Below are 23,962 nucleotides of genomic sequence, written 5' to 3'. Positions count from 1 at the left end.
TATAGTCGCTGGCAAATTGCCTCCCCTCTTCTCGAACAACAAGGAATGAGCAGTGAAAAAAATCCTCAGCGCCTCTCTTCTGGCCGCCGGCCTGGCCTTGGCGGGCTCCGCCCAGGCAGCGACCACCCTGCTCAACGTCTCGTACGACGTGATGCGCGACTTCTACAAGGACTACAACGCCGCCTTTCAGAAACACTGGGAAGCCGAGCACCCCGACGACAAGCTGACGCTGCAGATGTCCTTTGGCGGCTCCAGCAAACAGGCGCGCTCGGTAATCGACGGCCTGCCCGCTGACGTGATCACCATGAACATGGCCACCGACATCAATGCCCTGGCCGACAACGGCAAGCTGGTGCCGGACAACTGGGTCACGCGTCTGCCGAACAACAGCGCGCCGTTCACCTCCGCGACCGTATTCATCGTGCGCAAAGGCAACCCCAAAGCCCTTAAAGATTGGCCGGACCTGCTCAAGGATGGCGTGCAGGTGATCGTGCCCAACCCGAAAACCTCGGGCAATGGCCGCTACACCTACCTGTCGGCCTGGGGTTATGTGCTCAAGAACGGCGGCGACGAAGAAAAAGCCAAGACCTTCGTCGGCAAGCTGTTCAAACAGGCACCGGTACTGGACACCGGCGGGCGTGCCGCGACCACTACGTTCATGACCAACCAGATCGGCGATGTGCTGGTAACCTTTGAGAACGAAGCGGAAATGATCGCCCGTGAGTTTGGCCGCGATCAGTTCGAAGTCATCTATCCAAGCGTTTCCGCCGAAGCCGAGCCGCCTGTGTCGGTGGTCGATAAAGTGGTCGAGAAGAAAGGCACCCGTGCTGCCGCCGAAGACTACCTCAAGTACCTGTGGTCGCCAGAGGGTCAGGAAATTGCGGCCAACAACTACCTGCGCCCACGAGACCCGAAGGTGCTGGCCAAGTACACCGACCGTTTTCCGAAGGTGGACTTCCTGTCGGTAGAAAAAACCTTTGGTGACTGGCGCACGGTGCAGAAGACTCACTTCAACGATGGTGGGGTGTTTGACCAGATCTACTCTGGCCAGTAAGTGGTCATGACTGAATAAACTCGGTCAAAACTGTGGGAGGGGGCTTGCCCCCGATGGCGGTGTGCCAGTTAGCCTATGTCTTGGCTGATGCACTGCTATCGGGAGCAAGCCCCCTCCCACATTGGGTTTTGTATTGAGTCATTATTTCGCGGCATGACAGGTATCACCACAAGCAGCCTACTCACTAACGGCCCTTACCTTTACTCTCTCACCCCATCGTCCTTCGCCTTACGAGCACACCATGAACGCAACTTCTCACGCTACAGGCACCATGACCCGGGGCATGGTCATGCTGTTTGCGTTTTGCTGCGGCGCCATCGTCGCCAACATCTACTACGCGCAGCCCATCATCGAACTGATTGCCCCGGACATTGGCCTGACGCCGGCGATGGCCAGCCTGATCGTGTCGCTGACGCAAATCGGTTATGCCCTGGGCTTGTTCTTCCTGGTGCCGCTGGGTGATCTGCTGGAAAACCGCAGACTGATGATCTTCACCACCGTGGTGGCTATCGCGAGCCTGTTGGGCGCAGCGCTCACTGAACAGCCCAACCTGTTCCTGCTGGTGTCGCTGCTGATCGGTTTCAGTTCGGTATCGGTGCAGATCCTGATCCCGCTCGCCGCACACCTGGCGCCTGCCGAATCCCGTGGTCGTGTGGTCGGCAGCATCATGGGCGGCTTGCTGCTGGGTATTCTGCTGGCGCGGCCAGTGTCCAGCGTAGTGGCTGACCACTTCGGCTGGCGTGCGATGTTTATGGCCGCCGCCGCCTTGATGGCGTTTATCAGCGTGGTGCTGATGCTGACCATTCCCAAGCGCCAACCCGATCACAGCGCCAGCTACGCCCAATTGCTGCGCTCCCTGGGCACCTTGCTGCGTGAGCAGCCGGTATTGCGCCAGCGTGCGTTTTACCAGGCGTGCATGTTTGCCGCCTTCAGCCTGTTCTGGACCGCTGCTCCGCTGGAGCTGGCGCGCAACCATGGCCTGAGCCAAAGTGAAATTGCGCTGTTCGCCCTGGTGGGGGCGCTGGGCGCCATCGCCGCGCCCATCGCTGGTCGCCTCGCCGATGCCGGCCACACGCACCGCGCCTCGCTGCTGGCGATGCTGTTTGGGGCGCTGAGTTTCCTGCCGGCGTTCGTGCATCCGTTGTACAGCGTGATCGGCCTGGCAGTGACCGGCGTGGTCCTGGACTTCTGCGTGCAGATGAACATGGTGCTCGGCCAGCGCGCTGTCTACGCCCTCGATGCCCACAGCCGCAGCCGCCTCAACGCGCTGTACATGACCAGCATTTTCATCGGCGGCGCGTTCGGCTCGGCCATTGCCAGCAGCGTGTATGAACACGGCGGCTGGCTGAGTGTGATGCTGGTGGGCAGTGCTTTCCCACTGGTGGCGTTGCTAAGGTTCCTCGGTACTTCCCGTAAAGTCGCTGTGACTACCGCCTGAGCGCTCTCATCAAGACTTTTTATCACGCACAAAAGGGCAGGACTGGATCAACTACTGATCAGTCCTGCCCAGCTTTACCTCATGCAATGACGATTCTGGAAAACCGTCATTAACCCATCAGAGATAACCGTCATCCTTGATGTTCAGCCCGATGACATCTTCCGGGCTGATCATTCGCGTGCTTTTAATCAGGAAATCGGTCTTGCCATCGCCATCCAGGTCTATCGCCAGCAGATAGCGGCCCGATTGCGGATTGAACTTGATAATAGTGTCGCCCGCTTTACCGCTGTAGCTATCAACGAAGTTAAACGCGACCTTGCCGTCGATGGCCATTTGCGACAAATCTATCTTGTCCTGACCCGTGTTGAAGTCCACCAGTAGATCGGCATTGGTGCGGCTGGAGTCCGTGAAGGCATTGAACTTGAACGTATTCCAGCCACCTCCGCCGACCAGCGTGTCGCTCCCTCCCCCACCGATCAGTACGTTGTCCGCACTGTTGCCAATGATCCGATCGTTACCCTGACCACCGATCGCGTTTTCGATCACCGTCTTCTCGGCGATCCTGACGTTCTCTTTCATCCCACCTACGCTTGAGCGCGAACCACCTCGCAAGTCAATCGACTGATCCTGCTTGAAACCGGAGAAGTCGAACGTATCGTTGCCTCGGTCATCCCAAACGGTAAAGTCTGGTTTGTCGGAAGCGGATGTGAGGGTCATCTCTGGCTTTCCGGTGTTGGAGTTGAAACCGTAGACAGTGTCATCCGAGTTGGAGTTGCGGCCTGGTTTGGTCTCGTCTTTTGGCGCTTTATCGGCGACAACCTTGGGCTCGGCCTTTGGCGCTTTATCGACGACAACCTTGGGCTCGGCCTTTGGCGTTTTATCGACGACAACCTTGGGCTCGGCCTTTGGCGCTTTATCGGCGACAACCTTGGGCTCGGCCTTTGGCGCTTTATCGGCGACAACCTTGGGCTCGGCCTTTGGCGCTTTATCGGCGACAACCTTGGGCTCGGCCTTTGGTGCTTTATCGACGCCAGCGTTGGGCTCGTCCTTGGGCGTTTTAGCGACGCCAGCGTTGGGTTCGTCCTTGGGCGTTTTAGCGACGCCAGCGTTGGGTTCGTCCTTTGGCGCTTTGTCGACGCCAACCTTGGGCTCGGACTTTGGCGTTTTATCGACGCCAGCGTTGGGCTGGTCCTTTGGCGTTTTATCGACGCCAGCGTTGGGCTCGTCCTTGGGCGTTTTATCGACGTTGGCCTTGGGCTCGTCCTTGGGTGTTTTATCGACGTTGGCCTTGGGATGATCCCCTTGAGGCTTGGTTTCACACTTAAGTACATGAGTGCCAAACCCAGAGACGAACGAAAAAGACAAAGTGGAAGTGGCGACCTCGCCAAGTTGCAGCAGCCTGGGGGACGCACCGAGATGGGCGCTCGATCCGAAGAAACGAGGCTGGGTGGTGAGCTCGCCTGGTACCTGCTCAGATACATTCAGCAGTATGGAATGTTTTGAGGGGGTCAACCCGATAGTTGAGTGCTCATGATTATGCGCGCTACTGGCTTCATTGTTGCCAGGCAGTGCCGCAGGTAACGACTGCTGAGCGACATGGTTAGCTACCTGAAGATTTAAAACGGGCGCATTCAAATTAATCATAACGTTACCTTCTCGATGAGTGATATAAAAACAACAACCAACACTTCGCAAACACTATCATTTACGAATCCTTGCTACTTCGTTTTGCCCAACGTACAAACACAGCAAAAGAGCGAATCTTTTACACACTGAAAACCTTACGTGCAGCGACACTTGTCAAACAGCGCGCAACATAATGCAGCCGATATAAATACGGACAAAACACAACACCAGGACAAACACACTAGTTACCGCACTTTATTTTAACGCTCTTATCGTATTCGCACGTTTGAACTGTTCGACCCGCCACGCCTGCTCGGTAAATACAAACTGCTCAAGGGCTGGCAGCAGTATCGAGCGAAGCTTTCCACTTGGTGCATAGCATGACACCGGCTTGGGGTCTTCAGGCTCAGGGCATGGCTCCAACGTGGGGGCCGTGGGTTCAGTACGCGGCTTGGAATCCGTTGGTTTGGAATGCGGCTGCGGACTACCGTCGTGCCCCATCACATCGCCGGTTTTAATCCGGCCAATGCTTTTTATCAGCAAATCGGCTTTACCATTGCCCGTCACATCCAGGGCCAGGCTACCCTCGCCACTGCCCTCGTCGTACTTGAGCACGACTTGGCCTGGATGGCCGCTTAAATGATCGACAACCTTTGGCGCACTAATGCCTGACGCTTTCAGGATACCCGAGAGATCAATCTTGTCTGCGCCGCTCTCAAAATCCAGAATGACGTCGGGATTGTCCGGGGTTGATTCACTTGCCCGGTCATAAACGAAAGTGTCCCCTCCACCGCCCCCGCGTAATCTGTCCGCTCCACCGCCGCCTTTGAGGCGATTAGCGACCTCATTACCTTCCAGGGCGTCATTGCCGTAACCCCCCACTGCGTTTTCAAGTACAACGCCCTTGGCGATAGAGACATTCCCCTTCAACGCTCCAACATCTGAAAATGACTCCGCATTGAGATTGATCTTCTGGTCCTGTGCAAACCCGGAGAAATCCAATGTGTCGTTCCCACCGCCATCCCACACGCAGAAGATAGGACTGTCGTTCGCCCCCTTCAGACTCAATGCTTCGCGGTTGGTATTGGAGTTGAACCCATAGGTCGTATCGGTATTACGGGTTTTGGTATTTGCCCCGTATACCTGCTGGATGGCGGCAATATCATCCATCAACGGTACAGAAGGTAGCTTTGAGTTGAAATCGTGTCCGGGCTGATTTTTCTCCGAGAAATAACTCAGCACCGAGCGCGCCTTGGTATCTCCCGCATACACTGCGTCACGCCCATAGTCGGCAGAACCATCATAATCACCAGGATGAGTCAGGCCGAGAGTGTGCCCTATTTCATGGACAAGCATTGTGCGGAAAAAACTCCCGATTTTGGGATTCTCCTCTGTATTCGCCGTTCCAATATTTGCAAGCACATGACTTACATACTTGTTGGGCAAAGAGGCCTCACCCTTCGACGTTCCAGGCATATCATTGATATCTATGTGGCCGTCAGCGTATTGTGGATTTTCAGCGAGGGTCACATTGGCGACATCCGCCCAAGACTGCATGGCCTGCCTGGCATGATCCGCCTGCTGCGCAGTGAAGCCCTTGGAAATACGATACGACAAATCGATTTTTTTATCGTTGTTGCGATCACTAAAACGTTGACCATGTCGAGCGATTTGTTTACCGGCCTGCTCCGTCGTTAACTCCCTCTTCTTACTGTGTAAAGTATACCCCTCGCCAGGCCCATCAACGGCCCTGGCAAAACTAACATGACGACTGGGATCAAGTTTTTCATAAACACCGACTTGAGCAGCTGGCGCTATTAACGAGCTCATAAGCCAAATCCCTCATACAACCAAATTCAAAGTAACAATCGCCACACCCGAAAGACTAAATACCGCGAACAGAAACGGTGTCAGTCGTCGGTACATCGCTAAGTTCTCACATCACTCTCATTCACACCACGCGCAAATTAATTCACGCCGACACACTCTAAAGCCTGAACACACTTTGAACGTACAACTGAAAAAAATGGAAATCATACAAGCACATGATGTCTTTTAGACCTCATCGCAACCTGCTGATCTTATTGAAAATAAAAAACCAAAAACAAAACAGACGTTGAAATGTTGTCAGACTATTACTCACAATTAGATAACACCCCCCACCCTCAAGTCGATTACTCAGCCACTTCTACTCTATCGTTCGGTGTACAGCGAAAACGCCTCAGCACGCAGCGTTAACGAAATTCCCACACTTATGATCTTTAAGTATTATTTCTGCCTAATAACCATAACGTTATGTACATCCGTGAGTGAACGATCTTACAACCCAATATCCGGTCGCTTGTAGAACGTCAGGCAGTGAGGAGAACCCTATAGATGGCGAAGACGCTGCCAAGCGAGCGGAGAGAATGCATCAGGCTCTGATGGCCTGACGAGCGCATGAGCATATGCCTTGATACTGCAAGGCAAAAAAAACAGACTTGAACGCGACGTCACCCGCGTTTCAAGCCTGTAGATAAAAGTGAAAAATGATTGTCTACCGCATAGAACCCTAGCAACGCGGGTATGGGTTCACATCGTTCACGCCTGAATAGGCATGTTATGCCATCCCATTACGTCTCGCGGGCCGAAAGGCCGAGTGCTCTTTATCAGAAAGTCACTTCTTTGATCACCCGAGAGGTCAACCGCAAGGTAATAGCGTCCGCTCTGCTGGTTGAATTTAATAATGGTATCGCCAGGTCGGCCCGTGAACCTGGTCACGAGGTTCAACTCGACGCCGGCCGTCGCAGCCATACCCCTTAAATCGATCTTGTCCCAACCGGCCTTGAAATCCGTCAGCAGGTCAGCCTTCGCGAAGGTAGAATCCGACGCCGTATTATATTTGAAGGTATTGCTCCCACCACCGCCGCTTAATATATCCGCGCCCTCACCACCGGTCAGTACATTGTTGGATGCATTGCCCAGGATCCGATCATCGCCTGAACCGCCGATAGCATTTTCAATGACCGATCCAATGCTGACCTGAACATTATTAACCAGCCCACCCACGCTGGAACAGGTACCAGCCCCCAGGTTTATGACTTGATGCTGCCTGAACCCGGAGAAGTCCAATGTATCGTTACCCTGTATATCCTCAACCCTGAACCACGGTGTGTCATAGGTCGAGGTGAACGACATATCGGGATTTCGGGTATTTGAATTGAAGCCATACACGGTATCCCCCGGAAAATACTGCGTAGACACTTCATTCAGCACGGGCTTTACATAGGCCGTTGCCTCTGGTGTCGGGCGTGCCTGAACCAATGGTCTCGCATTTGGCCGTGGCTCTAATTGCCCAAGTGGGTAAGGTTCGACGCATTCGTCGCGACCCTTGAAAACCTGCCTAGGTTTTCCGTAATAATCTGTGAACTTGCTAACGGTGTTCCTGGAGGCTTCGCTCATCCAGGAATGATGGGTGAATTCCCGAGTTTGTTCGTTTCTGAAGAACGGCAGGGGCGGCACTCCGTTATTGCCTGGCGCTCGGCTCTCGACCTCCTTGAATTCCGAGAAGCGCCCAGCAGAGGATGAATAACCGCGATAGTGTACGGTGCGCTCGCCGGAATATCTGGACATCGTCGCTTCGCCAGCCGCACCCTGCGGCGGGAAGCTGGGGAATGCTGAAGTGTTATACATCTGCGAACCCACACCAGAACCATATACATTCATAATTCAATACTCTCCAAATTATATATCAGCTCAAATAATTACCATCCATCGCATGACTGGAATACACGTACAAAACATACGCTCACACGATTAAGGCGCGGCTAAATTCGCACAAACAAAAAAACCTCACAACAGCCTATTTATTTCAAACTAAAACGTACGCACCACAGAGAATAGAACCTAAGAAAACATCATCCAACCGACACATCAACATACAACCAAATAATCCAGACCTATGTATTTCAAACAGTGACCTCTCACAACCCTACCGAGCCACGGGTTATTCATTAACAGTATTGTTCTACCTGAAGATCGAGAACACTCCGTTCAGCATACGTTTGAAAACCGAAGCCACTTTCTTGATAACCCCCATTCCAGGCCAGATTGACGGCTCGGACCCAGGCCCCGGATCCGTGTCTGTAGGCGTGTCTGTAGGCGTGTTTGGATCCGTATCTGAGTCGGGAGGCAGAACGGTAGCCACGGGCGGGTCGGAAACAGGAGTAAGGGTGGTATCAGAAGGCGCAATCACCGCTGGCGACTGATTGTTCCAAATCACATCCGTCTGTTTTATCGGGTGTTGGCTGACCACCAACAGGTCCGCCGTACCATTGCCTGTCGTATCCACCGCCAGGGTGTAACGGCCAGTTTTGGGATCGCGGCCAAGCACGGCCGCACCTGCACTACCGCTGAATTGATCGGCAAAGCTCAACGACTTGAGCCCCACCGCCCCAAGCACTCCGGTCAGGTCAATCTTGTCGATCCCGCTTTGGAAATCCTGGATGATATCGGGATTGTGCGGCGTCGAATCGCTGACGCGCTGATAGACAAACGTGTCCGCCCCGGCCCCGCCGTGCAGCCTATCCGCGCCCCGGCCGCCCGTGAGGCGATTATTCCCTTCGTTGCCCATCAAGGTATCGTCGCCCAAGCCACCAATGGCATTTTCCACGCTCACCCCCTTGGCAATCGACACATTCCCCCGCAAGCCACCTACATCCGAAAATGTCTCGGCCTTGAGGTTGATGGTTTGGTTCTGGGTGAACCCGGAGAAGTCGAGCGTGTCGGTACCACCGCCGTCCCAAACGGTGAAAATCGGCTTGTCACTTCCGTGCTTGAGGCTATAAAAGTCCCGGCCGGTGTTGGAGTTGAAGCCGTAGGTGGTATCGGTATTGCGGGTGTTTGTATTCGCGCCGTAAAGCTGCTGGGCAGCGGCAATATCATCCATCATTGGCGCCACCGGGCTTTGCCCGGCAAAGTTATGCCCTGGCTGATAAGTCTCCGACCAATAACTCATGACACTGCGTGCCTTGGTGTCCTGTGCATATTCGGCAGAGCGGGAGTAGGTGCCCGAGCCATTGTATCCGCCCGGATGACTCAACCCCAGGGTGTGGCCCAACTCATGGATCAACAACCCGAGGAAATGGCTGTTCATTGTCGGGTTGTGTGCACCACTGGTGCCGATCCTGGCCTCCACTTTGTTGTAATGCTGGTTAGGTAGCCCCGCCACGCCTGACGTTCCCCCTATACCCCTGATGCTGATCGTGCCGTCGGTGTTCGATCCGCCTTCTACAAATTTGATATTGGCTACATCCTCCCAGTATTTCAGGGCTTGTCTGGCGCACGCTTTCTGAGCAGCGTTGAAGCCGCCTGCAAAGTTGAAACTCACTACAACTTTTCCATCTCTATTAAGGTCATGAAACTTGTGCCCCTTGCGCGTAATATGTTTGGCCGCCTGATCCGTGGTAAAGCTTCTTTTATTATTCGCCCAGCTCAGAATATTGCGCTCGGCGCTGGATAAATTGAAATGCGACGTCGCTGGGGACTGCTCGGGGGCAGAATGCCTGGAAGGGATATGCATCGTGTATTGATACTCTCAACAGTGAAGAGTTACCCGTCCATGTATGAATTACCGACACTGACTGATCCGTTGCCAGCCCGATAAAAGTCCCATATTTAAAACACCTTCACTACTGCTATTTAATTACAATAACACGCGATAAACACGCCAGCAAAAAAATCGTACAAGTTTTCATTAGCGCGACACACTCGTACATATCAATAAGCACGGAACCCTGATAATCAAAAAAGAAAAATATTGAAACTAATTAAATTAAATGGGTCAACAGTTGAGCCTCAAACATCAAGAAACCCACTCAAACATCCCAAAGAAAAAAAGCTGAACGCCTGTGTTCTGATCCGATAGTTGAGCATGGCCACGCCTTACATAAATGGGATGCCCTGCCCTACCGCGACATGCCGCGCACTACCCGCGAGGCTCACGAGCATTCGTGATCCAGGCAACACAGCAGGCGCTCGACGGTGTGTTCCAGAGGGCCTGAGTTATCCAGCACGAACAAGCCCGCGCCGTTTCCGGCAATCAACTCGGCGGTAAATCGCGCGTTGCGCGCCAAGCGCTCTTCGATGTCCGCCAACGACTCACGTCCGCGTGCGAGCAGACGTTGACGCAACACGGCTTGATCGACCGTCAGTAGCAATACCAGCGACGTGGGGTAACGCTCACGGGCCTGCGCCAGGTGAGCGCGAGAGCCGTTGACCAGCACATCGTCCCCCGCAGCCAGCCAGTCGTCGATTTCCCTGGGGATGCCATACGACAAGCCGTTGGCCTGCCAGCTCAAGGCAAACGCGCCCTCGGCGTCCATCCGCGCAAACGCCTGCGGGCTCACCCCTTGCGCCGCTTCGCCCACCGACTCCGCCGAGCGTGTGATCACCCGGCGCACCATGCGACAACCACGCGCCTGCAAGCGCAAGCGTGCAGCCTCCAGCAGGCTGTCCTTGCCTGAACCCGATGGCCCGATGAGATAGATCAACCTGCCCGTCATCAAAAATCCTCTTGGCTTGTTCCAGACTTGTTGCGCCCCGGTAACTCTTCGCAGCGACTGGCCTGCGCCAGATAAGGGTCACAGGAAAGTATATCCAGCAATTTTTTGCCAGCCAGGCCGGCGGCCGCCACATTACCGGATGTGGACCCTGCCGCGCACCCTCCCGCATTGCCCTCTCGGGTTTGGAAGAATACCTGTGATCCGCACAGGAACTTTCCTACGATCTCTATGGCTTGCAGTCGCTATAACACACCGTTAGCCTCTCGCAATCGCTGCTCATCAGCGGTCAGGCTTGGTCGCCTGGGTTAGAATGGCGCACAGTGCCGCGCAAGCGGCATTATTGTGTTCGCGTTATGGCGAGCCGTGCGCGGGAGGGCTTAGGGCCCTGCCGGGTTTCCATTCCCTGGTCGACCAACCTGCGTACAGCTCGCCACCCTTCTGCTTGGTCGCAGACGCGGTGAGCTCCAACTGAATGGAGATTTACTGCATGAAAAAAGCTACTCCAAATCCCCCGCCATCCACCTCGAATGCTGCACCACAAACTCCACCCAACCTTATCTTCACCGTCCGACCCGGTCTCAACACCGAAGCGGCTTTGAGCAATGCCAGCGAAATGCTTGAGTCGGCGACTGTGTGCGCGTACGACTGTGCCGAGCATCTGGAAGGTTCAGGCCGCAAGCAGGTGCTGGCCGTGGTCCAAATGATTGAGATTGCGCAGTTGTTGGTGGATGAGGCGCTGAATCGAGAGTGTCCAGTGACTTGATGACGCACAGATCTACTGTGTGAGGCGGCTTGCTCCCGATGGCGCAATAACATTCAGCAGATCATTGATCTGACCCAATGCTATCGGGAGCAAGCACCCTCCCACATTGCCCTCTCGGGTTTGGAAGAATGCATTTCACAGGTATGAAAAAGGCGACCTCAGGTCGCCTTTTGTCATTGCGCGTATTGCTTGCTCAACCCCGGCGGCACGCCTTGCACATTGGTTTCTTCCCAGGGCCCGTTGGGGCTGATGGAGCGGCTCCAGCCGTTGCTCCAGCGGTAGTAGGTGCGCTGGCGGTAGAAGGTGTCGGGCTGGTCGTCCAGTACATACACCTGCATCTTGCCGTCCCAGTGGCTGGCAGCACCCGGTGGTGGAGCGAAGGTAGGGGACTTGCTTGGCAGTGGCTTGGGCGGCGGGGTCACCGGGCCGGAAGGCTTGGTGCTTGGCTGGGTCGACGGGCCCGATGGCGGGATGGTTGGGCCGGTGGGCGCCGGAGGTGGCCGATGGACCGCACAAGCACTCAGGCCGAGTACCAGGCTGAGCAGGGTGATGCGTGCAAATGCGGTCATGGGCGTTTCCTCAGAATGACTTGTCCGGAGTGTCGATGGTCAATTGCTGCAGCGCAGTGGTGCTGCTGGCCAGCGGTTGGCTGCGGCCGATCCATTCGCCAGTGGTCGGCTGACCGGCCCGGGATATGCGCGCAACCAGTTGGACTTCGGGGAAGTTGGACAGTTTCAACTGCGGCATCATCGCGTCGGCATCACCCAGTTCTACAGTGACCGGTAACGCACCGACCGTCACGCGCTTGGCCGCCAGTGGCGCCGGCGGGCCGTTTACGGCACGGGCAAAGATGAACACGCTGTCGGTGGGCAGGGCTTTGGCCTTGACCTGGGCGGAGACATCCACCCGCACTTTGAGCAGTGCCTTGGGCGCCTGCACGACGCTGCCACCGCTCTCCTTGAGCTTCTCCGCTGCGCGATCAATCCCGCCTTGCAGCGCGATACGGGAATTGTCCTGGGGCGGCAGTTGCGCCAACAGACGGTTCCAGTAGTCGATGGCTTGCTGATAACGCTGGCCTTCAAAGGCGGCGATACCGAGCAGACCAAGGCTGGTGACTTCCTTGGGATCGAGCTTCAAGGCTTCGTCGGTCAGAGCCTGGACCTTGGGTGACCATTGTTTGTTGTCGGCAAAATACTGCGCCTGAGCCCACTGGCCGAGCAGTTCCGGCTGGCGCCCGGCCAGGGCCACGGTACGCTCGAAGACTTTGGCGGCATCGGCTGGGCGGTCCTGAGCCATGTAGGCGCGACCGAGGAAGTACAGGCCTTCGGCCGAATCCGGCTGGGCCGCCGCGGCGCGCTCCAGGCGCTGGGTCATGTCGGCCATGGACACGGGCGGCTGGGAGAATTCACGGGTCAGTTCGACCTTGTCGCTCGCGCCATAGTGCAGGTACAGCGCAACGCCAAGCACGGGCACCAGAAACGCCGCCAGAAACGGCAGCGGTTTGCCCAGGCGCGATTCACGGGGCTTTTCCACGCCCTCGGTATCGGCCAGCAACTCACGGGCCGCTTCAGCGCGGCCCGTATCCAGTTGCACGGCGTTCAATACACCTTCGTCCTGCTGCACTTGCAGCTCGGCGACGCGTTCTTGATACAGCGCCACGTTCAGCGCAGTGCGATCCTCTTCACGCTGGGCGCGACGACCACGCAGTACAGGGATCAACAGGAAACTCAGGGCAATCAGAAGCAGCAAGCCGGCTGCGAGCCAGAAATCAATCATCAGTCTTGGTGTCCAGCAATTGGTCGAGGCGTTTACGCTCTTCAGGGGACAGCGCGTCGGAGCCATCAGTCGGCGCGGCGCGGCGACGGCGCACGATCACGGCCATGACCACAACGCCGGCTAGCAGCAGCCCTGCGGGGCCGAACCAGAGCAGCGCGGTCTTGCCGGTAAGGGCCGGTTTGTAGCGCACGAAATCACCGTAGCGATCGACCATAAAGTCGATGATCTGCTGGTTGTCCTTGCCCTCCCCCAACATGCGGAAAATCTCTTTGCGCAGGTCGGCGGCGATGGGTGCGTTGGAGTCGGCGATGTCCTGGTTCTGGCACTTGGGGCAGCGCAGCTCCTTGGTCAGGTCGCGAAAGCGCTCACGCTCGGCGTCGTTGGCAAATTCATAGGTGTCGATGGCGGCATGGGCCACACCGGCCAGACCCAGGGCTAAAACCGCAGCGGTCAACCAACGCTTCATGGCTTGGCCTCATCGACCAGAGCCTGGTACTTGGCGGCCAGTTGCTCACGCCATACCACCTCGTCGATCACACCGACGAACTTGTCGCGGATCACACCCTTGGCATCGATGAAGAAGGTTTCCGGCGCGCCGTAGACACCCAGGTTCAACCCCAGGTTGCCGTCCTCATCACGGATATCCAACTGGTAAGGGTTATGAAACTCGGCCAGCCATTTCAAGGCCGCCGCGTTGTCGTCCTTGTAGTTGATGCCGTAGATCACCACGCCCTTCTCGGCCAGTTTGTTCAGCACCGGGTGTTCGACGCGGCAAGAGATGCACCAGGTGGCCCATACGTTGACCAGCGCCGGTTTACCCTGCAGGTCGGCCTGGGTCAGGGTCTTGTCACCCTGTACCGTCGGCAGATTGAACGCGGGAAACGGCTTGCCGATCATCGCCGAGGGTAACTCGGCCGGGTCCAGGTACAGCCCGCGATACAGGAACACCGCCATCAGCAGGAACAACGCCAGCGGCACCACCATCAACCAACGCTTCATACCGCAGCTCCCGAAAGGCCCAGTGCTTCACGCACCCGGCTCTTGACCTTGACCCGATAACGACGGTCCAGCGCGGCGAGCAAACCGCCAAAGCCTGTGAGCAACCCGCCGAACCAGATCCAGCGCACGAAGGGTTTGACATGCACCCGCACCGCCCAGGCGCCGTCGCCCAACGGTTCACCCAGCGCCACATACAGGTCACGGGTGAAACCGGCGTCGATACCGGCTTCGGTCATCATTGAACTTTGCACGGTGTACAGGCGCTTTTCAGGGTGCAATACGGCGATTTCCTTGCCATTGCGCACTACGCGCACGGTGCCTTTGTCGGAGGTGAAGTTCGGCCCTTCAAAGTGCTTGGCACCTTCGAAGATGAAGTGGTAACCGGCCAGGTCCATGGACTCACCCGGCGCCAGGCGCAGGTCGCGCTCGGCGCTGTTCTGGCTGGAGAGCACTACGCCCAAAGCGCACACGGCGATGCCAATGTGAGCGATCTGCATGCCCCAGTAACTGCGGGTCAGGGTGGGCAAGCCTTTGATCAGGCCTTTGTGGCGCGTCTTGTCGACGATGTCCCGCACGCCGGCCAGCAACACCCAGGCCGCCAGCAGGAACGTGGCGAGTACCGCCCAATTGAAGTCGCCGTAGGCGAACCCGGCGATCACTGCCAGGGCCACGCTGCCCAGCAGCACCGGCATCAACATGCCGGCCAGCCATTTCACCGGGGTGTCTTTCCAGCGCACCAGCACGCCGATCGCCATCACCACCATCAACAGGCCCATCAACGGGATGAACAACGCGTTGAAGTATGGCGGGCCCACGGACAGCTTGGCGCCGCTCAAGGCATCCAGCACCAGCGGGTAGAGGGTGCCGAGCAGGATCATTGATGCAGCCACCACCAGTACCAGGTTATTGCCCAGCAACAGGGTCTCTCGCGACCACAGATTGAAACCGACCTGGCTCTTGACCACCGGAGCACGCAGGGCGAACAGGGTCAGGGAACCGCCGACCACAAACAGCAGGAAGATCAATATGAACACACCGCGTTCAGGATCCGACGCAAAGGCATGCACCGATGTCAGCACGCCCGAACGCACCAGGAACGTGCCAAGCAGGCTGAGGGAAAACGCGGCGATGGCGAGCAGTACCGTCCAGCTTTTAAAGACGCCACGCTTTTCAGTCACTGCCAGGGAGTGAATCAGCGCCGTGCCCACCAACCAGGGCATGAAGGACGCGTTTTCCACCGGGTCCCAGAACCACCAGCCACCCCAGCCGAGTTCGTAGTAGGCCCACCACGAGCCCAGGGTGATACCGATACCAAGGAAGGCCCAGGCAACGATGGTCCAAGGCCGCGACCAGCGTGCCCACGCCGCATCCAGGCGGCCGCCGAGCAAGGCAGCGATGGCAAACGCAAAGGCCACCGAAAAGCCCACGTACCCCATGTAGAGCATCGGCGGGTGCACGATCAGGCCGATATCCTGCAACAGCGGGTTGAGGTCATGCCCGTCTGCCGGGATCTGCGGCAGGATGCGGCTGAACGGGTTGGAGGTCATGATCAGAAACAGCAGGAAGCCGATGCTGATCATGCCCATCACCGCCAGTACGCGCGCGAGCATCACTTGCGGCAATTGGCGCGAGAACACCGACACGGCAAAGGTCCAGCCGCCGAGGATCAGCGCCCACAACAGCAACGAACCTTCGTGGGCGCCCCACACCGCACTGAACTTGTAGTACCAGGGCAACGCGCTGTTGGAGTTGTTCGCGACGTAGGCGACGGAAAAGTCGTCGGTCATGAAGGCGTAGGTCAGGCAACCGAAGGCAAACAGCAGGAAGGCAAACTGGCCCCAGGCGGCCGGCTGCGCCAGGCTCATCCACAAACGGTCGCCGCGCCAGGCGCCGAGCAACGGAACAATGGCCTGGACCACGGCAAAGCACAGGGCGAGGATCATCGCCAGTTGGCCCAACTCAGGAATAAACAATGCGGACGTCATCACTTAGCCCTCCTTGGCTGGAGTTGCCGGCGCGGATTGGCCGCTGTCTTTCAAGGCCTTGGTGACCTCGGGCGGCATGTATTTTTCATCGTGCTTGGCCAGCACTTCGTCCGCCACTACCACACCGTCAGCGTTGAGTTTGCCCAGGGCGACGATGCCCTGGCCTTCGCGGAACAGGTCCGGGAGGATGCCGCGGTAGGTAATGGTCACGGCCTTGTTGAAGTCGGTGACCACGAAGGTCACGTCCAGAGAATCGCCGGAACGTTTCAACGAGCCCTGCTCTACCATGCCGCCGGCGCGGATGCGCGTATCCAGCGGGGCTTCGCCGTTGGCGATCTGGGTTGGGGTGTAGAACAGATTGATGTTCTGCTGCAGAGCGCTCAAGGCCAGGCCCACGGCAATGCCGACGCCGACCAGGATGGCAAGGATGATCAACAGACGCTTTCTACGCAGCGGATTCACTTTTCGGTCTCCCGGCGCAGACGTCGCGCCTCTTGTTGCAGGTAACGCTTGCGGGCCAGGATCGGCGCGGCGACGTTGAGGGCCAGCACCGCCAGGCAGATGCCATAGGCCGTCCAGACATACAGGCCGTGGTGGCCCATGGCGAGAAAATCACTGAAAGAAGCAAAACTCATCCACGTGCTCCCAGGCAGTCTTGCACTTCGGCTTTCACCCAACTGGTACGGGCTTCACGCTTGAGCACCTCAAGACGCATACGCAGCAGCAGTACGGCGCCGAAGAAACAGTAGAAGCCCAGCACCATCAGTAGCAACGGCGCCCACATTTCAACGGGCATCGCCGGTTTCTCGGTGAGGGTGAAGGTGGCGCCCTGGTGCAGGGTGTTCCACCACTCCACCGAGTACTTGATGATCGGGATGTTGATCACGCCGACAATCGCCAGCACCGCGCAGGCCTTGGCGGCGCTGTCACGGTTGCTGATGGCGTTGCCCAGGGCAATCAGGCCGAAATACAGGAACAGCAGGATCAGCATCGAGGTCAGGCGTGCATCCCACACCCACCATGAGCCCCAGGTCGGCTTGCCCCAGATCGCCCCGGTGACCAGCGCCACGGCGGTCATCCACGCACCGATGGGCGCCGCGCATTGCAGGGCCACGTCGGCCAGTTTCATCTTCCACACCAGGCCGACGATGCCGCACACCGCCAGCATCACGTAGCAGGACTGGGCCAGCATCGCAGCAGGGACGTGGATATAAATGATGCGAAAGCTGTTGCCTTGCTGGTAGTCCGGCGGCGCGAAGGCCAGGCCCCAGACCAGGCCGATGCCGATCAGCAACACGGCGGCGATGCTCAACCATGGCAGCAGCTTGCCACTGATGCCATAAAACCATTTGGGCGAGCCGAGCTTGTGAAACCAGGTCCAGTTCATTGCAGTTTCCATCACGGGTGCTTTTCGTCGTGGCGAAAAGCTTAGGGTCTTTACTGACTCAACGTCATTAACGCCGAGTCAGACCTCATTATTCACCGACGCTGATTTTCAGGCCGGCGGCTATAGCAAAGGGTGTCAGGGTTACCGCCAGGGCGGTCAGGCTACCAAGCCACAAGAGGTAACCGGTCGCCGGCATCCCCATAAGCGCGGCTTGCAAAGCGCCGCTGCCCAGGATCAACACCGGGATATACAAAGGCAGAATCAACAGGGCCAGCAACAGGCCACCCCGTTTCAAGCCGACGGTCAACGCTGCGCCCACCGCCCCCAACAGGCTGAGCACCGGCGTACCGAGTAACAAGGACACCAGCAACACGGGCAGGCATTGAACAGGCAAACCCAGCATCATCGCCAGCAGCGGCGAGAGCAAGACTAGCGCCAAGCCGGAAAAAGCCCAGTGTGCCAGTACCTTGGCCAGTACCAGAAGTGGCAGGGGGTGCGACGAAAGGACCCACTGTTCCAGGGAACCGTCTTCGAAATCACTGCGAAACAGCCCGTCCAGCGAGAGCAGCACCGATAAAAGCGCCGCTACCCACACCAGCCCTGGGGACAAGGTTTGCAACAGTTTAGTCTCCGGGCCGACCGCCAACGGGAACAGCGCGATCACGATCGCAAAGAACACCAGCGGGTTGGCCAGTTCAGCCGGGCGACGGCACAACAGCCGCGCTTCACGGGCCACCAACAAGGCAAACACACTCATGCCGACCACCGCCCCAGATCCAGCTCCCGGTAACCACCAGGCTTGCGCGCCAGGGTGTGATGGGTAGTGAGCACCACCAGGCCGCCCTGCTCGCAGTGCCGGGCCAGGTGTTCTTCGAGTTGGGCTACGCCTTGTTTGTCGAGCGCGGTGAAGGGTTCGTCGAGAATCCACAGCGGCGGGCCGGGCAGGTACAAACGCGCCAGGGCCACGCGGCGCTGCTGGCCGGCGGACAACGTGTGGCAGGGCACATCTTCAAAACCCTTGAGGCCAACGGCGGCCAGGGCCTGCCAGATGGCCTCGCGGGTAGCAGGGTGATGCAGGGCGCTGAGCCAGCTGAGGTTTTCTTCAGCGGTGAGAACATCCTTGATACCGGCGGCGTGGCCGATCCAGATCAGGTTGCGCGCCAGCTCGGTACGCTGTTCGTGCAAGGGTTTGCCGTTGAGCCGAACAACACCCGCCGTGGGCTGCATCAAACCGGCCAGCAGGCGCAGCAGACTGGTCTTGCCGCTGCCATTGGGGCCGCTGATTTGCACCATGTCGCCACCCGCCAGCCGCAAGTCGAGTTGCTCGAACAACAGGCGCAGGTCGCGTTCACAGGCAAGCGCTACGGCTTCAAGAAGAGGGCTGGTCAAGAGATCGCGGGCCTTTACGGTTCAAGTCGGCGGTGCAGCGGCCGTTATAGAGAGATGCACAATAACGACTTTGGCGACCGATTTTAGAGAGCTGGATCAAATAGTTGTGAGGTTTTTACCGCTCTCTTTGCAGACGGGCGGCATTATACATGCGATGCCCTACTCTAAAGAGGGCAATTTCCCCAGAGACGATGCGCACGATGACCGGTGAGATCAATCTTCCCCCACTGCCACCCACCTCCGCGCCCGGGCCTGCTCCACTGTCCGGGGCCGGCGCGTTGCTCAAACTGCTGGAGCCGCAGGCCGGGTTGATCGACCCCGGGAAAACTGTAAACGCCGAGGTCATCGCACTTAAACAAGGCGGCGAAGCCTTTCAGTTATTGCTCAAGCTGACCCTCGCAGGCGGCCGCCAGACCCTGGTACAGGCCAGCAGTGCCCAGCCCCTGCCGCTGGGCAGCAATGTGGCAGTGAGCCAAACGCCTGCGGGCAACCTGGCCATCAGCTTGCAGCAAGCGATGAGTGCCAACGTGGCCGCCCTCACCCGCCTGGACACCACCCAAATGCCGGTGGGCACGCTGCTGCAAGCCAAGGTGCTGACCACTCAGATGCTGCCTCAAGGCACCGCGCAACCAGCGATCTATCGCTCACTGGTGAGTGTGCTCAATAACGCCCTGGCCGGTACCACGCTGACGTTGGAAAGCCCTCAACCCCTGCGGGTCGGCAGCTTGCTCAGTGCCGTGGTGCAGAACGCGCAAACCCTGAACTTTGTGCCGCTGAGCGGGTTGAAAGACCAACTGGCCGTGACGCAGCAACTGGCCACCCAGCAAAGCCGCCAAGGCTCGCTGGATGCGGTGTTCTCCGCTCTGCAGAACCTGCCCCGTGGCGACAGTACCTCGGCCGAACTGCGGGGCGCTGCCGAGCGTTTATTGGCGGCCTTGCCCGATCTGGCGCAAGTCAGCAATCCCAAGGTACTGGCGCAAGTGGTGCAAAACAGTGGCGCCTTCCTGGAAGCCAAATTACTCGCCGGGCAGAACCCGCAAATACCACCGCTGGACATGAAAGGCGCACTGTTGCGCCTGGTCGCGGACCTGCTGCCCGCCCTGCCCGCCAACACCAACCTGAACGCGATCCTCGCCGCCAATACTCTGGCTCAGGTGCTGCCGCACTTTGTGCGCAGCCCGTTGAACACCCTCGGCCAGGTCGGCGCTCGGCAGATACCCGCCGGTTTCCCGCTGCCGGAGCGGCTGATGGCGAAACTGGAAGGCGAAGGCGATCTGGAAAACCTGCTGCGCCTGGCCGCCGGGGCGATCTCGCGCTTGCAGAGCCATCAACTGTCGAGCCTGGAACAGACCGGCACCACCGCCGATGGCCGCCTGCAAACCACCTGGCAGTTGGAAATCCCCATGCGCACTCTGCAGGACATCGTGCCGTTGCAGGTCAAGTTTCAGCGCGAGGAACCGGCGCCCGATAAGGACCAGCCCGAGCGCAAGGATAAAAAGGACCCGAAACAGATGCTTTGGCGCGTCGAACTGGCCTTCGACATGGAGCCGCTGGGGCCGTTGCAAGTTCAGGCGCAACTGTCCCAGGGCAAACTGTCCAGCCAGTTGTGGGCCAGTCGCCCTTTCACCGCCAGCCTGATCGAAAGCCACTTGGGCAGCCTGCGCGAGCGCCTGGTGTCATCCGGGCTTAACGTCGGCGACCTGGATTGCCACCTGGGCACCCCGCCACGCGGGCCAAAAACCGGATTGGAACAACGCTGGGTGGATGAAACTGCATGAAGAACGCCGCCCCACCTCGCCAGGCCATCGCCCTCAAGTACGACGGCCAACAGGCCCCCACCCTGACCGCCAAGGGCGATGACGCCCTGGCCGAAGCCATCCTCAAACTGGCACGGGAAAACGAAGTGCCGATCTATGAAAACGCCGAGCTGGTGAAGCTGCTGGCGCGCATGGAACTGGGGGACAGTATTCCTGAAGAGTTGTACCGCACGATCGCCGAGATCATCGCGTTTGCATGGACGTTGAAAGGCAAGTTCCCGGTGGGCTACGACCCGGATGCGGGGCCGGTGGAGCGGGATGTCACTGAGCGTGGCGACGATTACTGAATAGCCCTCTGTAGGAGCGAGCTTGCTCGCGAAAAACCTCAACGATGACGCGTGTTTTCTGAATAACCGCGGCGCCCAGGTTTTTTTCGCGAGCAAGCTCGCTCCTACAGGGGTTAGTGCTGGCCCCTGCCCCTTTGGAGCCAGCCACATTTTTGATCTGTGTTCAGTTCAAGACTTCGCTCAGGGGAATGAAATTGACCCGGTCGCCAACGGCCAATGTGGTCCCTTCCATCACCTCCACAAACCCTTCGGCCCACGCCGCACTGCGCAGCACCCCGGAGCTCTGGTTGCGATAGATAATCGCCTTGCCCTGCTCGATACGCCCGCGCAGGTATTCGCGGCGATTGCCAGGCTTGGGCCAGTCGAAGCCTGCCGACACCTCGAAACGCAGCGGTTCCACCTGCGCAACGCCTTGGCGGCGCAGCAGGTACGGGCGCGCCAACAGTGCAAAGGTCACCAGCGTCGAGGCCGGGTTACCCGGCAGGCCGATCACCGGCACGCCACGAAAATGCCCGAAGGTCAGCGGTTTGCCCGGCTTGATCGCCAGCTTCCACAGCGCCAGTTCGCCCTCTTCACGCAGGGCAATGCCAAGGAAGTCCGCTTCGCCCACCGACACACCGCCGGTAGACAGAATCAGGTCAACGCTGCCCAGACCCGCCAGACACGTGCGAGTCTGTTCCAGATCATCCGGCAGAATCCCGGCATCGATCACTTCACAGCCCATGCGCGCCAGCCAGCTGCACAGCACGCGACGGTTGCTGTTGTAGATCTGCCCCGGGCCCAGCGGCAACCCTGGCTCGATCAGTTCATCGCCGGTAGACAGCACGGCCACGCGCGGGGGGCGTACCACGTCGAGCCGATCCCGCCCCAGGGACGCCGCCAGGCCCAACTCGATAGGCCCCAGGCGAGTTCCGGCGCTGAGTACGCACTCACCCACCGTGGTTTCCTGGCCCTGTGGTCGGATGTTGTCGCCCTCCCGGAGCGGCTCGGTGAAACTCACGCGCTGGTCGGCGTGCACCACGGCGTTTTCCTGCATTTGCACGCAGTCTGCGCCTTCGGGCACCGGCGCGCCGGTAAAGATCCGTGCGCAGGTGCCGTCCGCCAACGGCTCAGGCGCCGTGCCGGCGAAAATGCGCTGGCTCACCACCAGCGGTTCGCCGGTCCAGTCCGCCACACGCACGGCGTAGCCGTCCATGGCACTGTTGGGCCACGGCGGCAGATCGAGCGTCGAGATCAGGTCCTGGGCCAGTACCCGGCCATCGCACTGCGCCAGGGGCAGCGTTTGCTGCCCCTGGATCGGCGCCGATTGCGCCATGACGAGCAGCCGCTGCAAGGCCTCTTCCACCGGCATCAGTGCGCCGGTTTTGCCCGGCTTATCCACGGGATTCACACGGCTCGGCCTGCTTCAAATGCGGGACGAAGTTGCACGGGCGGTGGCGATTATCCAGTTGCTCGGCGAGGATGCCGTCCCAACCGGTGCGCACGGCATTGGTGGAGCCAGGCAGGCAGCACACCAGAGTGCCATTGGCCAGGCCGGCCAGGGCGCGCGATTGCACGGTGGAGGTGCCGATATCAGCCACGGAGATCTGACGGAACAGTTCGCCGAAGCCATCGACCTGCTTGTCGAGCAGGCAACTCACCGCTTCAGGGGTGCTGTCACGGCCGGTAAAACCGGTGCCGCCAGTGATCAGCACCACTTGCACCACGTCTTCGGCGATCCAGTGGGCCACCTGGGCGCGAATCTTGTAGAGGTCGTCCTTGAGCAGCACGCGCTCGGCCAGGTTGTGGCCGGCGGCAGTCAGGCGATCGACGAACACCTGGCCGGAGGTGTCGGTGTCCAGGGTGCGGGTGTCGCTGACGGTCAAAACAGCAATATTCAGGGGTACAAAGGGCGCATCGGCCTTGGCTTTCATGGCACGGTCCGGTTGTCGAAGGAACAGCCCGATGTTATATCACAGGCCCCTGTTTACCTGCCGCAGCGCAACCATCATGACGCCTGAATTTTCATCCCTGCCGTGTTCGATCCTGTTGTTGGCCGGTGGTCGCGGCCAACGCATGGGCGGCCAGGACAAAGGCTTGCTGGAGTGGCAAGGCCAGCCCTTGATCGCCCACCTGCAACGGCTGGTCCGCCCGCTCACGGATGACCTGATCATCTCGTGCAATCGCAACCTGGAACGCTACGCTCCCTATGCCGACCAACTGGTGAGCGATGACAGCCCGGACTTTCCCGGCCCGCTTGCCGGCATCCGCGCGGGACTGCTCGCCGCACGGCACGAGCATCTGCTGATCTTGCCGTGCGATGTGCCGCAGATCGATGCGCGACTGCTGGCCGACTTGCGTCAGATTGCCCAACGCAACCTGCGGGTTCCGGTCATGGTGCGTCATGGCGAGTTCTGGGAACCGTTGCTGTGCATTATCCCAACGGGCCTGAAAGATCAGGTGGAACGGGCCTGGCAAGCGGGTGAACGCAGCCCGCGCAAGGTCCTGCTGCAACTGGGTGGCGTCGGCCTGGAATGCCCGGCCGATGACCCGCGCCTGGCCAATCTTAATACGCCCGAACTGTTGCACCCACGGGCTGGCGTGTCAGAATGAGCCTTTCACAAGGAACTTTGCCGACGTCCCATACGTCACAAGGTCAGCAATTTAAAAGTATTTTCTCGGAGACAAACTCATGACTCAACGGACCATCGCCGCTCTCATGCTTGCACTGGGCCTCGCCACCCTCGCCGGTTGCGCTTCGCCAACAGTGATCACCCTGAATGACGGTCGCGAAATCCAGGCCGTCGACACCCCCAAGTTTGACGAAGATTCGGGTTTCTACGAATTCCAACAGCTTGACGGCAAGCGCACCCGTATCAACAAAGATCAGGTTCGCACCGTTAAAGACCTGTAAGTCTTA

General features: G+C 58.6%; 24 protein-coding genes. 7 read left to right on the top strand and 17 right to left on the bottom strand.

The genetic code is table 11. From position 1 onward, the window contains the following. Nucleotides 1–52 precede the first annotated feature (52 nt). Both JFT63_RS20815 and JFT63_RS20810 read left to right on the top strand, forming a co-directional pair. Complete coding sequence (locus tag JFT63_RS20815) at nucleotides 53–1,054, top strand: sulfate ABC transporter substrate-binding protein (RefSeq protein WP_057703731.1); 1,002 nt, start codon at nucleotides 53–55, stop codon at nucleotides 1,052–1,054. 241 nt (nucleotides 1,055–1,295) lie between these two features. Then, complete coding sequence (locus JFT63_RS20810; RefSeq protein WP_057703732.1) at nucleotides 1,296–2,492, top strand: MFS transporter; 1,197 nt, start codon at nucleotides 1,296–1,298, stop codon at nucleotides 2,490–2,492. A gap of 117 nt (nucleotides 2,493–2,609) precedes the next feature. Here the strand turns inward: JFT63_RS20810 and JFT63_RS20805 are convergent, their stop codons facing one another. The 5 genes from JFT63_RS20805 to phnN all read right to left on the bottom strand — a co-directional run bounded on the left by JFT63_RS20805 (nucleotide 2,610) and on the right by phnN (nucleotide 10,660). Then, a complete protein-coding gene (locus JFT63_RS20805) occupies nucleotides 2,610–4,136 on the bottom strand; it encodes a M10 family metallopeptidase C-terminal domain-containing protein (protein WP_057703733.1) in 1,527 nt (508 codons plus the stop codon). Nucleotides 4,137–4,373: 237 nt separating this feature from the next. Continuing rightward, nucleotides 4,374–5,948 carry a M10 family metallopeptidase C-terminal domain-containing protein gene (locus tag JFT63_RS20800; protein ID WP_198844646.1) on the bottom strand — a complete coding sequence of 525 codons (1,575 nt, stop codon included), beginning with the start codon at nucleotides 5,946–5,948 and terminating at the stop codon, nucleotides 4,374–4,376. 750 nt (nucleotides 5,949–6,698) lie between these two features. Next, nucleotides 6,699–7,823: a M10 family metallopeptidase C-terminal domain-containing protein gene (locus JFT63_RS20795; protein WP_198844645.1), complete on the bottom strand. Its 1,125-nt coding sequence runs from the start codon at nucleotides 7,821–7,823 to the stop codon at nucleotides 6,699–6,701. 301 nt (nucleotides 7,824–8,124) lie between these two features. Beyond that, nucleotides 8,125–9,678, bottom strand: a complete 1,554-nt coding sequence (locus JFT63_RS20790) for a M10 family metallopeptidase C-terminal domain-containing protein (RefSeq protein ID WP_198844644.1) — start codon at nucleotides 9,676–9,678, stop codon at nucleotides 8,125–8,127. Nucleotides 9,679–10,096: 418 nt separating this feature from the next. Then, on the bottom strand, nucleotides 10,097–10,660 hold the full coding sequence (phnN, locus tag JFT63_RS20785; RefSeq protein ID WP_057703737.1) for a phosphonate metabolism protein/1,5-bisphosphokinase (PRPP-forming) PhnN: 564 nt from the start codon (nucleotides 10,658–10,660) through the stop codon (nucleotides 10,097–10,099). Nucleotides 10,661–11,147: 487 nt separating this feature from the next. On the opposite strand from phnN, the gene JFT63_RS20780 reads away from it, so the two are divergent. After that, the gene (locus tag JFT63_RS20780) at nucleotides 11,148–11,423 is read left to right on the top strand and encodes a DUF6124 family protein (protein ID WP_198844643.1); all 276 of its coding nucleotides are present in this window, start codon (nucleotides 11,148–11,150) and stop codon (nucleotides 11,421–11,423) included. A 173-nt stretch (nucleotides 11,424–11,596) separates the two neighbouring features. On the opposite strand, the gene JFT63_RS20775 is transcribed toward JFT63_RS20780, so the two are convergent. The 10 genes from JFT63_RS20775 to ccmA all read right to left on the bottom strand — a co-directional run bounded on the left by JFT63_RS20775 (nucleotide 11,597) and on the right by ccmA (nucleotide 18,959). Next, on the bottom strand, nucleotides 11,597–11,992 hold the full coding sequence (locus tag JFT63_RS20775; protein ID WP_057703739.1) for a hypothetical protein: 396 nt from the start codon (nucleotides 11,990–11,992) through the stop codon (nucleotides 11,597–11,599). 10 nt (nucleotides 11,993–12,002) lie between these two features. Continuing rightward, nucleotides 12,003–13,199, bottom strand: a complete 1,197-nt coding sequence (ccmI, locus tag JFT63_RS20770; RefSeq protein WP_198844642.1) for a c-type cytochrome biogenesis protein CcmI — start codon at nucleotides 13,197–13,199, stop codon at nucleotides 12,003–12,005. Then, nucleotides 13,192–13,665 (bottom strand): cytochrome c-type biogenesis protein, encoded by a 474-nt coding sequence (locus JFT63_RS20765; protein ID WP_005786512.1) that lies wholly within the window; start codon nucleotides 13,663–13,665, stop codon nucleotides 13,192–13,194. The genes ccmI and JFT63_RS20765 overlap by 8 nt, the downstream gene beginning before the upstream one ends. After that, the gene (locus JFT63_RS20760; protein ID WP_005786510.1) at nucleotides 13,662–14,198 is read right to left on the bottom strand and encodes a DsbE family thiol:disulfide interchange protein; all 537 of its coding nucleotides are present in this window, start codon (nucleotides 14,196–14,198) and stop codon (nucleotides 13,662–13,664) included. Before JFT63_RS20760 ends, JFT63_RS20765 begins: the two co-directional genes overlap by 4 nt. Next, on the bottom strand, nucleotides 14,195–16,183 hold the full coding sequence (locus tag JFT63_RS20755) for a heme lyase CcmF/NrfE family subunit (protein ID WP_198844641.1): 1,989 nt from the start codon (nucleotides 16,181–16,183) through the stop codon (nucleotides 14,195–14,197). Before JFT63_RS20755 ends, JFT63_RS20760 begins: the two co-directional genes overlap by 4 nt. Nucleotides 16,184–16,186: 3 nt before the next feature. Next, nucleotides 16,187–16,645: a cytochrome c maturation protein CcmE gene (gene ccmE, locus JFT63_RS20750; protein ID WP_005786506.1), complete on the bottom strand. Its 459-nt coding sequence runs from the start codon at nucleotides 16,643–16,645 to the stop codon at nucleotides 16,187–16,189. Then, nucleotides 16,642–16,818, bottom strand: a complete 177-nt coding sequence (gene ccmD, locus JFT63_RS20745) for a heme exporter protein CcmD (RefSeq protein WP_003172771.1) — start codon at nucleotides 16,816–16,818, stop codon at nucleotides 16,642–16,644. The genes ccmE and ccmD overlap by 4 nt, the downstream gene beginning before the upstream one ends. Then, nucleotides 16,815–17,570, bottom strand: coding sequence for a heme ABC transporter permease (locus tag JFT63_RS20740; protein WP_057703742.1), 756 nt, complete (start codon nucleotides 17,568–17,570; stop codon nucleotides 16,815–16,817). Before JFT63_RS20740 ends, ccmD begins: the two co-directional genes overlap by 4 nt. An 88-nt stretch (nucleotides 17,571–17,658) precedes the next feature. Beyond that, nucleotides 17,659–18,327, bottom strand: a complete 669-nt coding sequence (gene ccmB, locus JFT63_RS20735; protein ID WP_057703848.1) for a heme exporter protein CcmB — start codon at nucleotides 18,325–18,327, stop codon at nucleotides 17,659–17,661. Further along, a complete protein-coding gene (gene ccmA, locus JFT63_RS20730; RefSeq protein ID WP_186562208.1) occupies nucleotides 18,324–18,959 on the bottom strand; it encodes a cytochrome c biogenesis heme-transporting ATPase CcmA in 636 nt (211 codons plus the stop codon). Before ccmA ends, ccmB begins: the two co-directional genes overlap by 4 nt. A gap of 200 nt (nucleotides 18,960–19,159) precedes the next feature. On the opposite strand from ccmA, the gene fliK reads away from it, so the two are divergent. Continuing rightward, nucleotides 19,160–20,737, top strand: a complete 1,578-nt coding sequence (gene fliK / locus JFT63_RS20725) for a flagellar hook-length control protein FliK (RefSeq protein ID WP_057703849.1) — start codon at nucleotides 19,160–19,162, stop codon at nucleotides 20,735–20,737. Beyond that, nucleotides 20,734–21,063 (top strand): EscU/YscU/HrcU family type III secretion system export apparatus switch protein, encoded by a 330-nt coding sequence (locus JFT63_RS20720; RefSeq protein ID WP_198844640.1) that lies wholly within the window; start codon nucleotides 20,734–20,736, stop codon nucleotides 21,061–21,063. The genes fliK and JFT63_RS20720 overlap by 4 nt, the downstream gene beginning before the upstream one ends. A 163-nt stretch (nucleotides 21,064–21,226) precedes the next feature. On the opposite strand, the gene JFT63_RS20715 is transcribed toward JFT63_RS20720, so the two are convergent. Further along, nucleotides 21,227–22,453, bottom strand: a complete 1,227-nt coding sequence (locus JFT63_RS20715) for a molybdopterin molybdotransferase MoeA (RefSeq protein WP_198844639.1) — start codon at nucleotides 22,451–22,453, stop codon at nucleotides 21,227–21,229. Further along, a complete protein-coding gene (gene moaB / locus JFT63_RS20710; protein WP_056857153.1) occupies nucleotides 22,437–22,976 on the bottom strand; it encodes a molybdenum cofactor biosynthesis protein B in 540 nt (179 codons plus the stop codon). Before moaB ends, JFT63_RS20715 begins: the two co-directional genes overlap by 17 nt. A gap of 76 nt (nucleotides 22,977–23,052) precedes the next feature. Between moaB and mobA the strand changes: the two genes are divergently transcribed. Then, nucleotides 23,053–23,655: a molybdenum cofactor guanylyltransferase MobA gene (gene mobA, locus JFT63_RS20705; protein ID WP_057703850.1), complete on the top strand. Its 603-nt coding sequence runs from the start codon at nucleotides 23,053–23,055 to the stop codon at nucleotides 23,653–23,655. A 79-nt stretch (nucleotides 23,656–23,734) separates the two neighbouring features. After that, a complete protein-coding gene (locus JFT63_RS20700) occupies nucleotides 23,735–23,956 on the top strand; it encodes a YgdI/YgdR family lipoprotein (RefSeq protein WP_005786486.1) in 222 nt (73 codons plus the stop codon). Nucleotides 23,957–23,962: the final 6 nt, after the last annotated feature.

It is taken from the genome of Pseudomonas sp. MF7453, from assembly GCF_016405455.1.
GTDB classification, from domain to species: Bacteria; Pseudomonadota; Gammaproteobacteria; order Pseudomonadales; family Pseudomonadaceae; genus Aquipseudomonas; species Aquipseudomonas paralactis.
The sequence above is the reverse complement of the archived record's forward strand: the minus strand, read 5'-3'. Positions and strand labels throughout refer to the sequence as shown.

Excerpts from the sequence above, each read along its gene's own strand:
- JFT63_RS20700 (WP_005786486.1), top strand. The coding sequence starts at position 23,735 with ATGACTCAACGGACCATCGCCGCTCTCATGCTTGCACTGGGCCTCGCC.
- JFT63_RS20780 (WP_198844643.1), top strand. The coding sequence starts at position 11,148 with ATGAAAAAAGCTACTCCAAATCCCCCGCCATCCACCTCGAATGCTGCA.
- moaB (WP_056857153.1), bottom strand. The coding sequence starts at position 22,976 with ATGAAAGCCAAGGCCGATGCGCCCTTTGTACCCCTGAATATTGCTGTT.
- ccmD (WP_003172771.1), bottom strand. The coding sequence starts at position 16,818 with ATGAGTTTTGCTTCTTTCAGTGATTTTCTCGCCATGGGCCACCACGGC.
- JFT63_RS20810 (WP_057703732.1), top strand. The coding sequence starts at position 1,296 with ATGAACGCAACTTCTCACGCTACAGGCACCATGACCCGGGGCATGGTC.
- phnN (WP_057703737.1), bottom strand. The coding sequence starts at position 10,660 with ATGACGGGCAGGTTGATCTATCTCATCGGGCCATCGGGTTCAGGCAAG.
- mobA (WP_057703850.1), top strand. The coding sequence starts at position 23,053 with ATGACGCCTGAATTTTCATCCCTGCCGTGTTCGATCCTGTTGTTGGCC.
- JFT63_RS20765 (WP_005786512.1), bottom strand. The coding sequence starts at position 13,665 with ATGAAGCGTTGGTTGACCGCTGCGGTTTTAGCCCTGGGTCTGGCCGGT.
- JFT63_RS20775 (WP_057703739.1), bottom strand. The coding sequence starts at position 11,992 with ATGACCGCATTTGCACGCATCACCCTGCTCAGCCTGGTACTCGGCCTG.
- JFT63_RS20740 (WP_057703742.1), bottom strand. The coding sequence starts at position 17,570 with ATGAACTGGACCTGGTTTCACAAGCTCGGCTCGCCCAAATGGTTTTAT.
- fliK (WP_057703849.1), top strand. The coding sequence starts at position 19,160 with ATGACCGGTGAGATCAATCTTCCCCCACTGCCACCCACCTCCGCGCCC.
- JFT63_RS20805 (WP_057703733.1), bottom strand. The coding sequence starts at position 4,136 with ATGATTAATTTGAATGCGCCCGTTTTAAATCTTCAGGTAGCTAACCAT.
- JFT63_RS20795 (WP_198844645.1), bottom strand. The coding sequence starts at position 7,823 with ATGAATGTATATGGTTCTGGTGTGGGTTCGCAGATGTATAACACTTCA.
- JFT63_RS20800 (WP_198844646.1), bottom strand. The coding sequence starts at position 5,948 with ATGAGCTCGTTAATAGCGCCAGCTGCTCAAGTCGGTGTTTATGAAAAA.
- JFT63_RS20790 (WP_198844644.1), bottom strand. The coding sequence starts at position 9,678 with ATGCATATCCCTTCCAGGCATTCTGCCCCCGAGCAGTCCCCAGCGACG.
- JFT63_RS20755 (WP_198844641.1), bottom strand. The coding sequence starts at position 16,183 with ATGACGTCCGCATTGTTTATTCCTGAGTTGGGCCAACTGGCGATGATC.
- JFT63_RS20720 (WP_198844640.1), top strand. The coding sequence starts at position 20,734 with ATGAAGAACGCCGCCCCACCTCGCCAGGCCATCGCCCTCAAGTACGAC.
- ccmI (WP_198844642.1), bottom strand. The coding sequence starts at position 13,199 with ATGATTGATTTCTGGCTCGCAGCCGGCTTGCTGCTTCTGATTGCCCTG.
- ccmB (WP_057703848.1), bottom strand. The coding sequence starts at position 18,327 with ATGAGTGTGTTTGCCTTGTTGGTGGCCCGTGAAGCGCGGCTGTTGTGC.
- JFT63_RS20760 (WP_005786510.1), bottom strand. The coding sequence starts at position 14,198 with ATGAAGCGTTGGTTGATGGTGGTGCCGCTGGCGTTGTTCCTGCTGATG.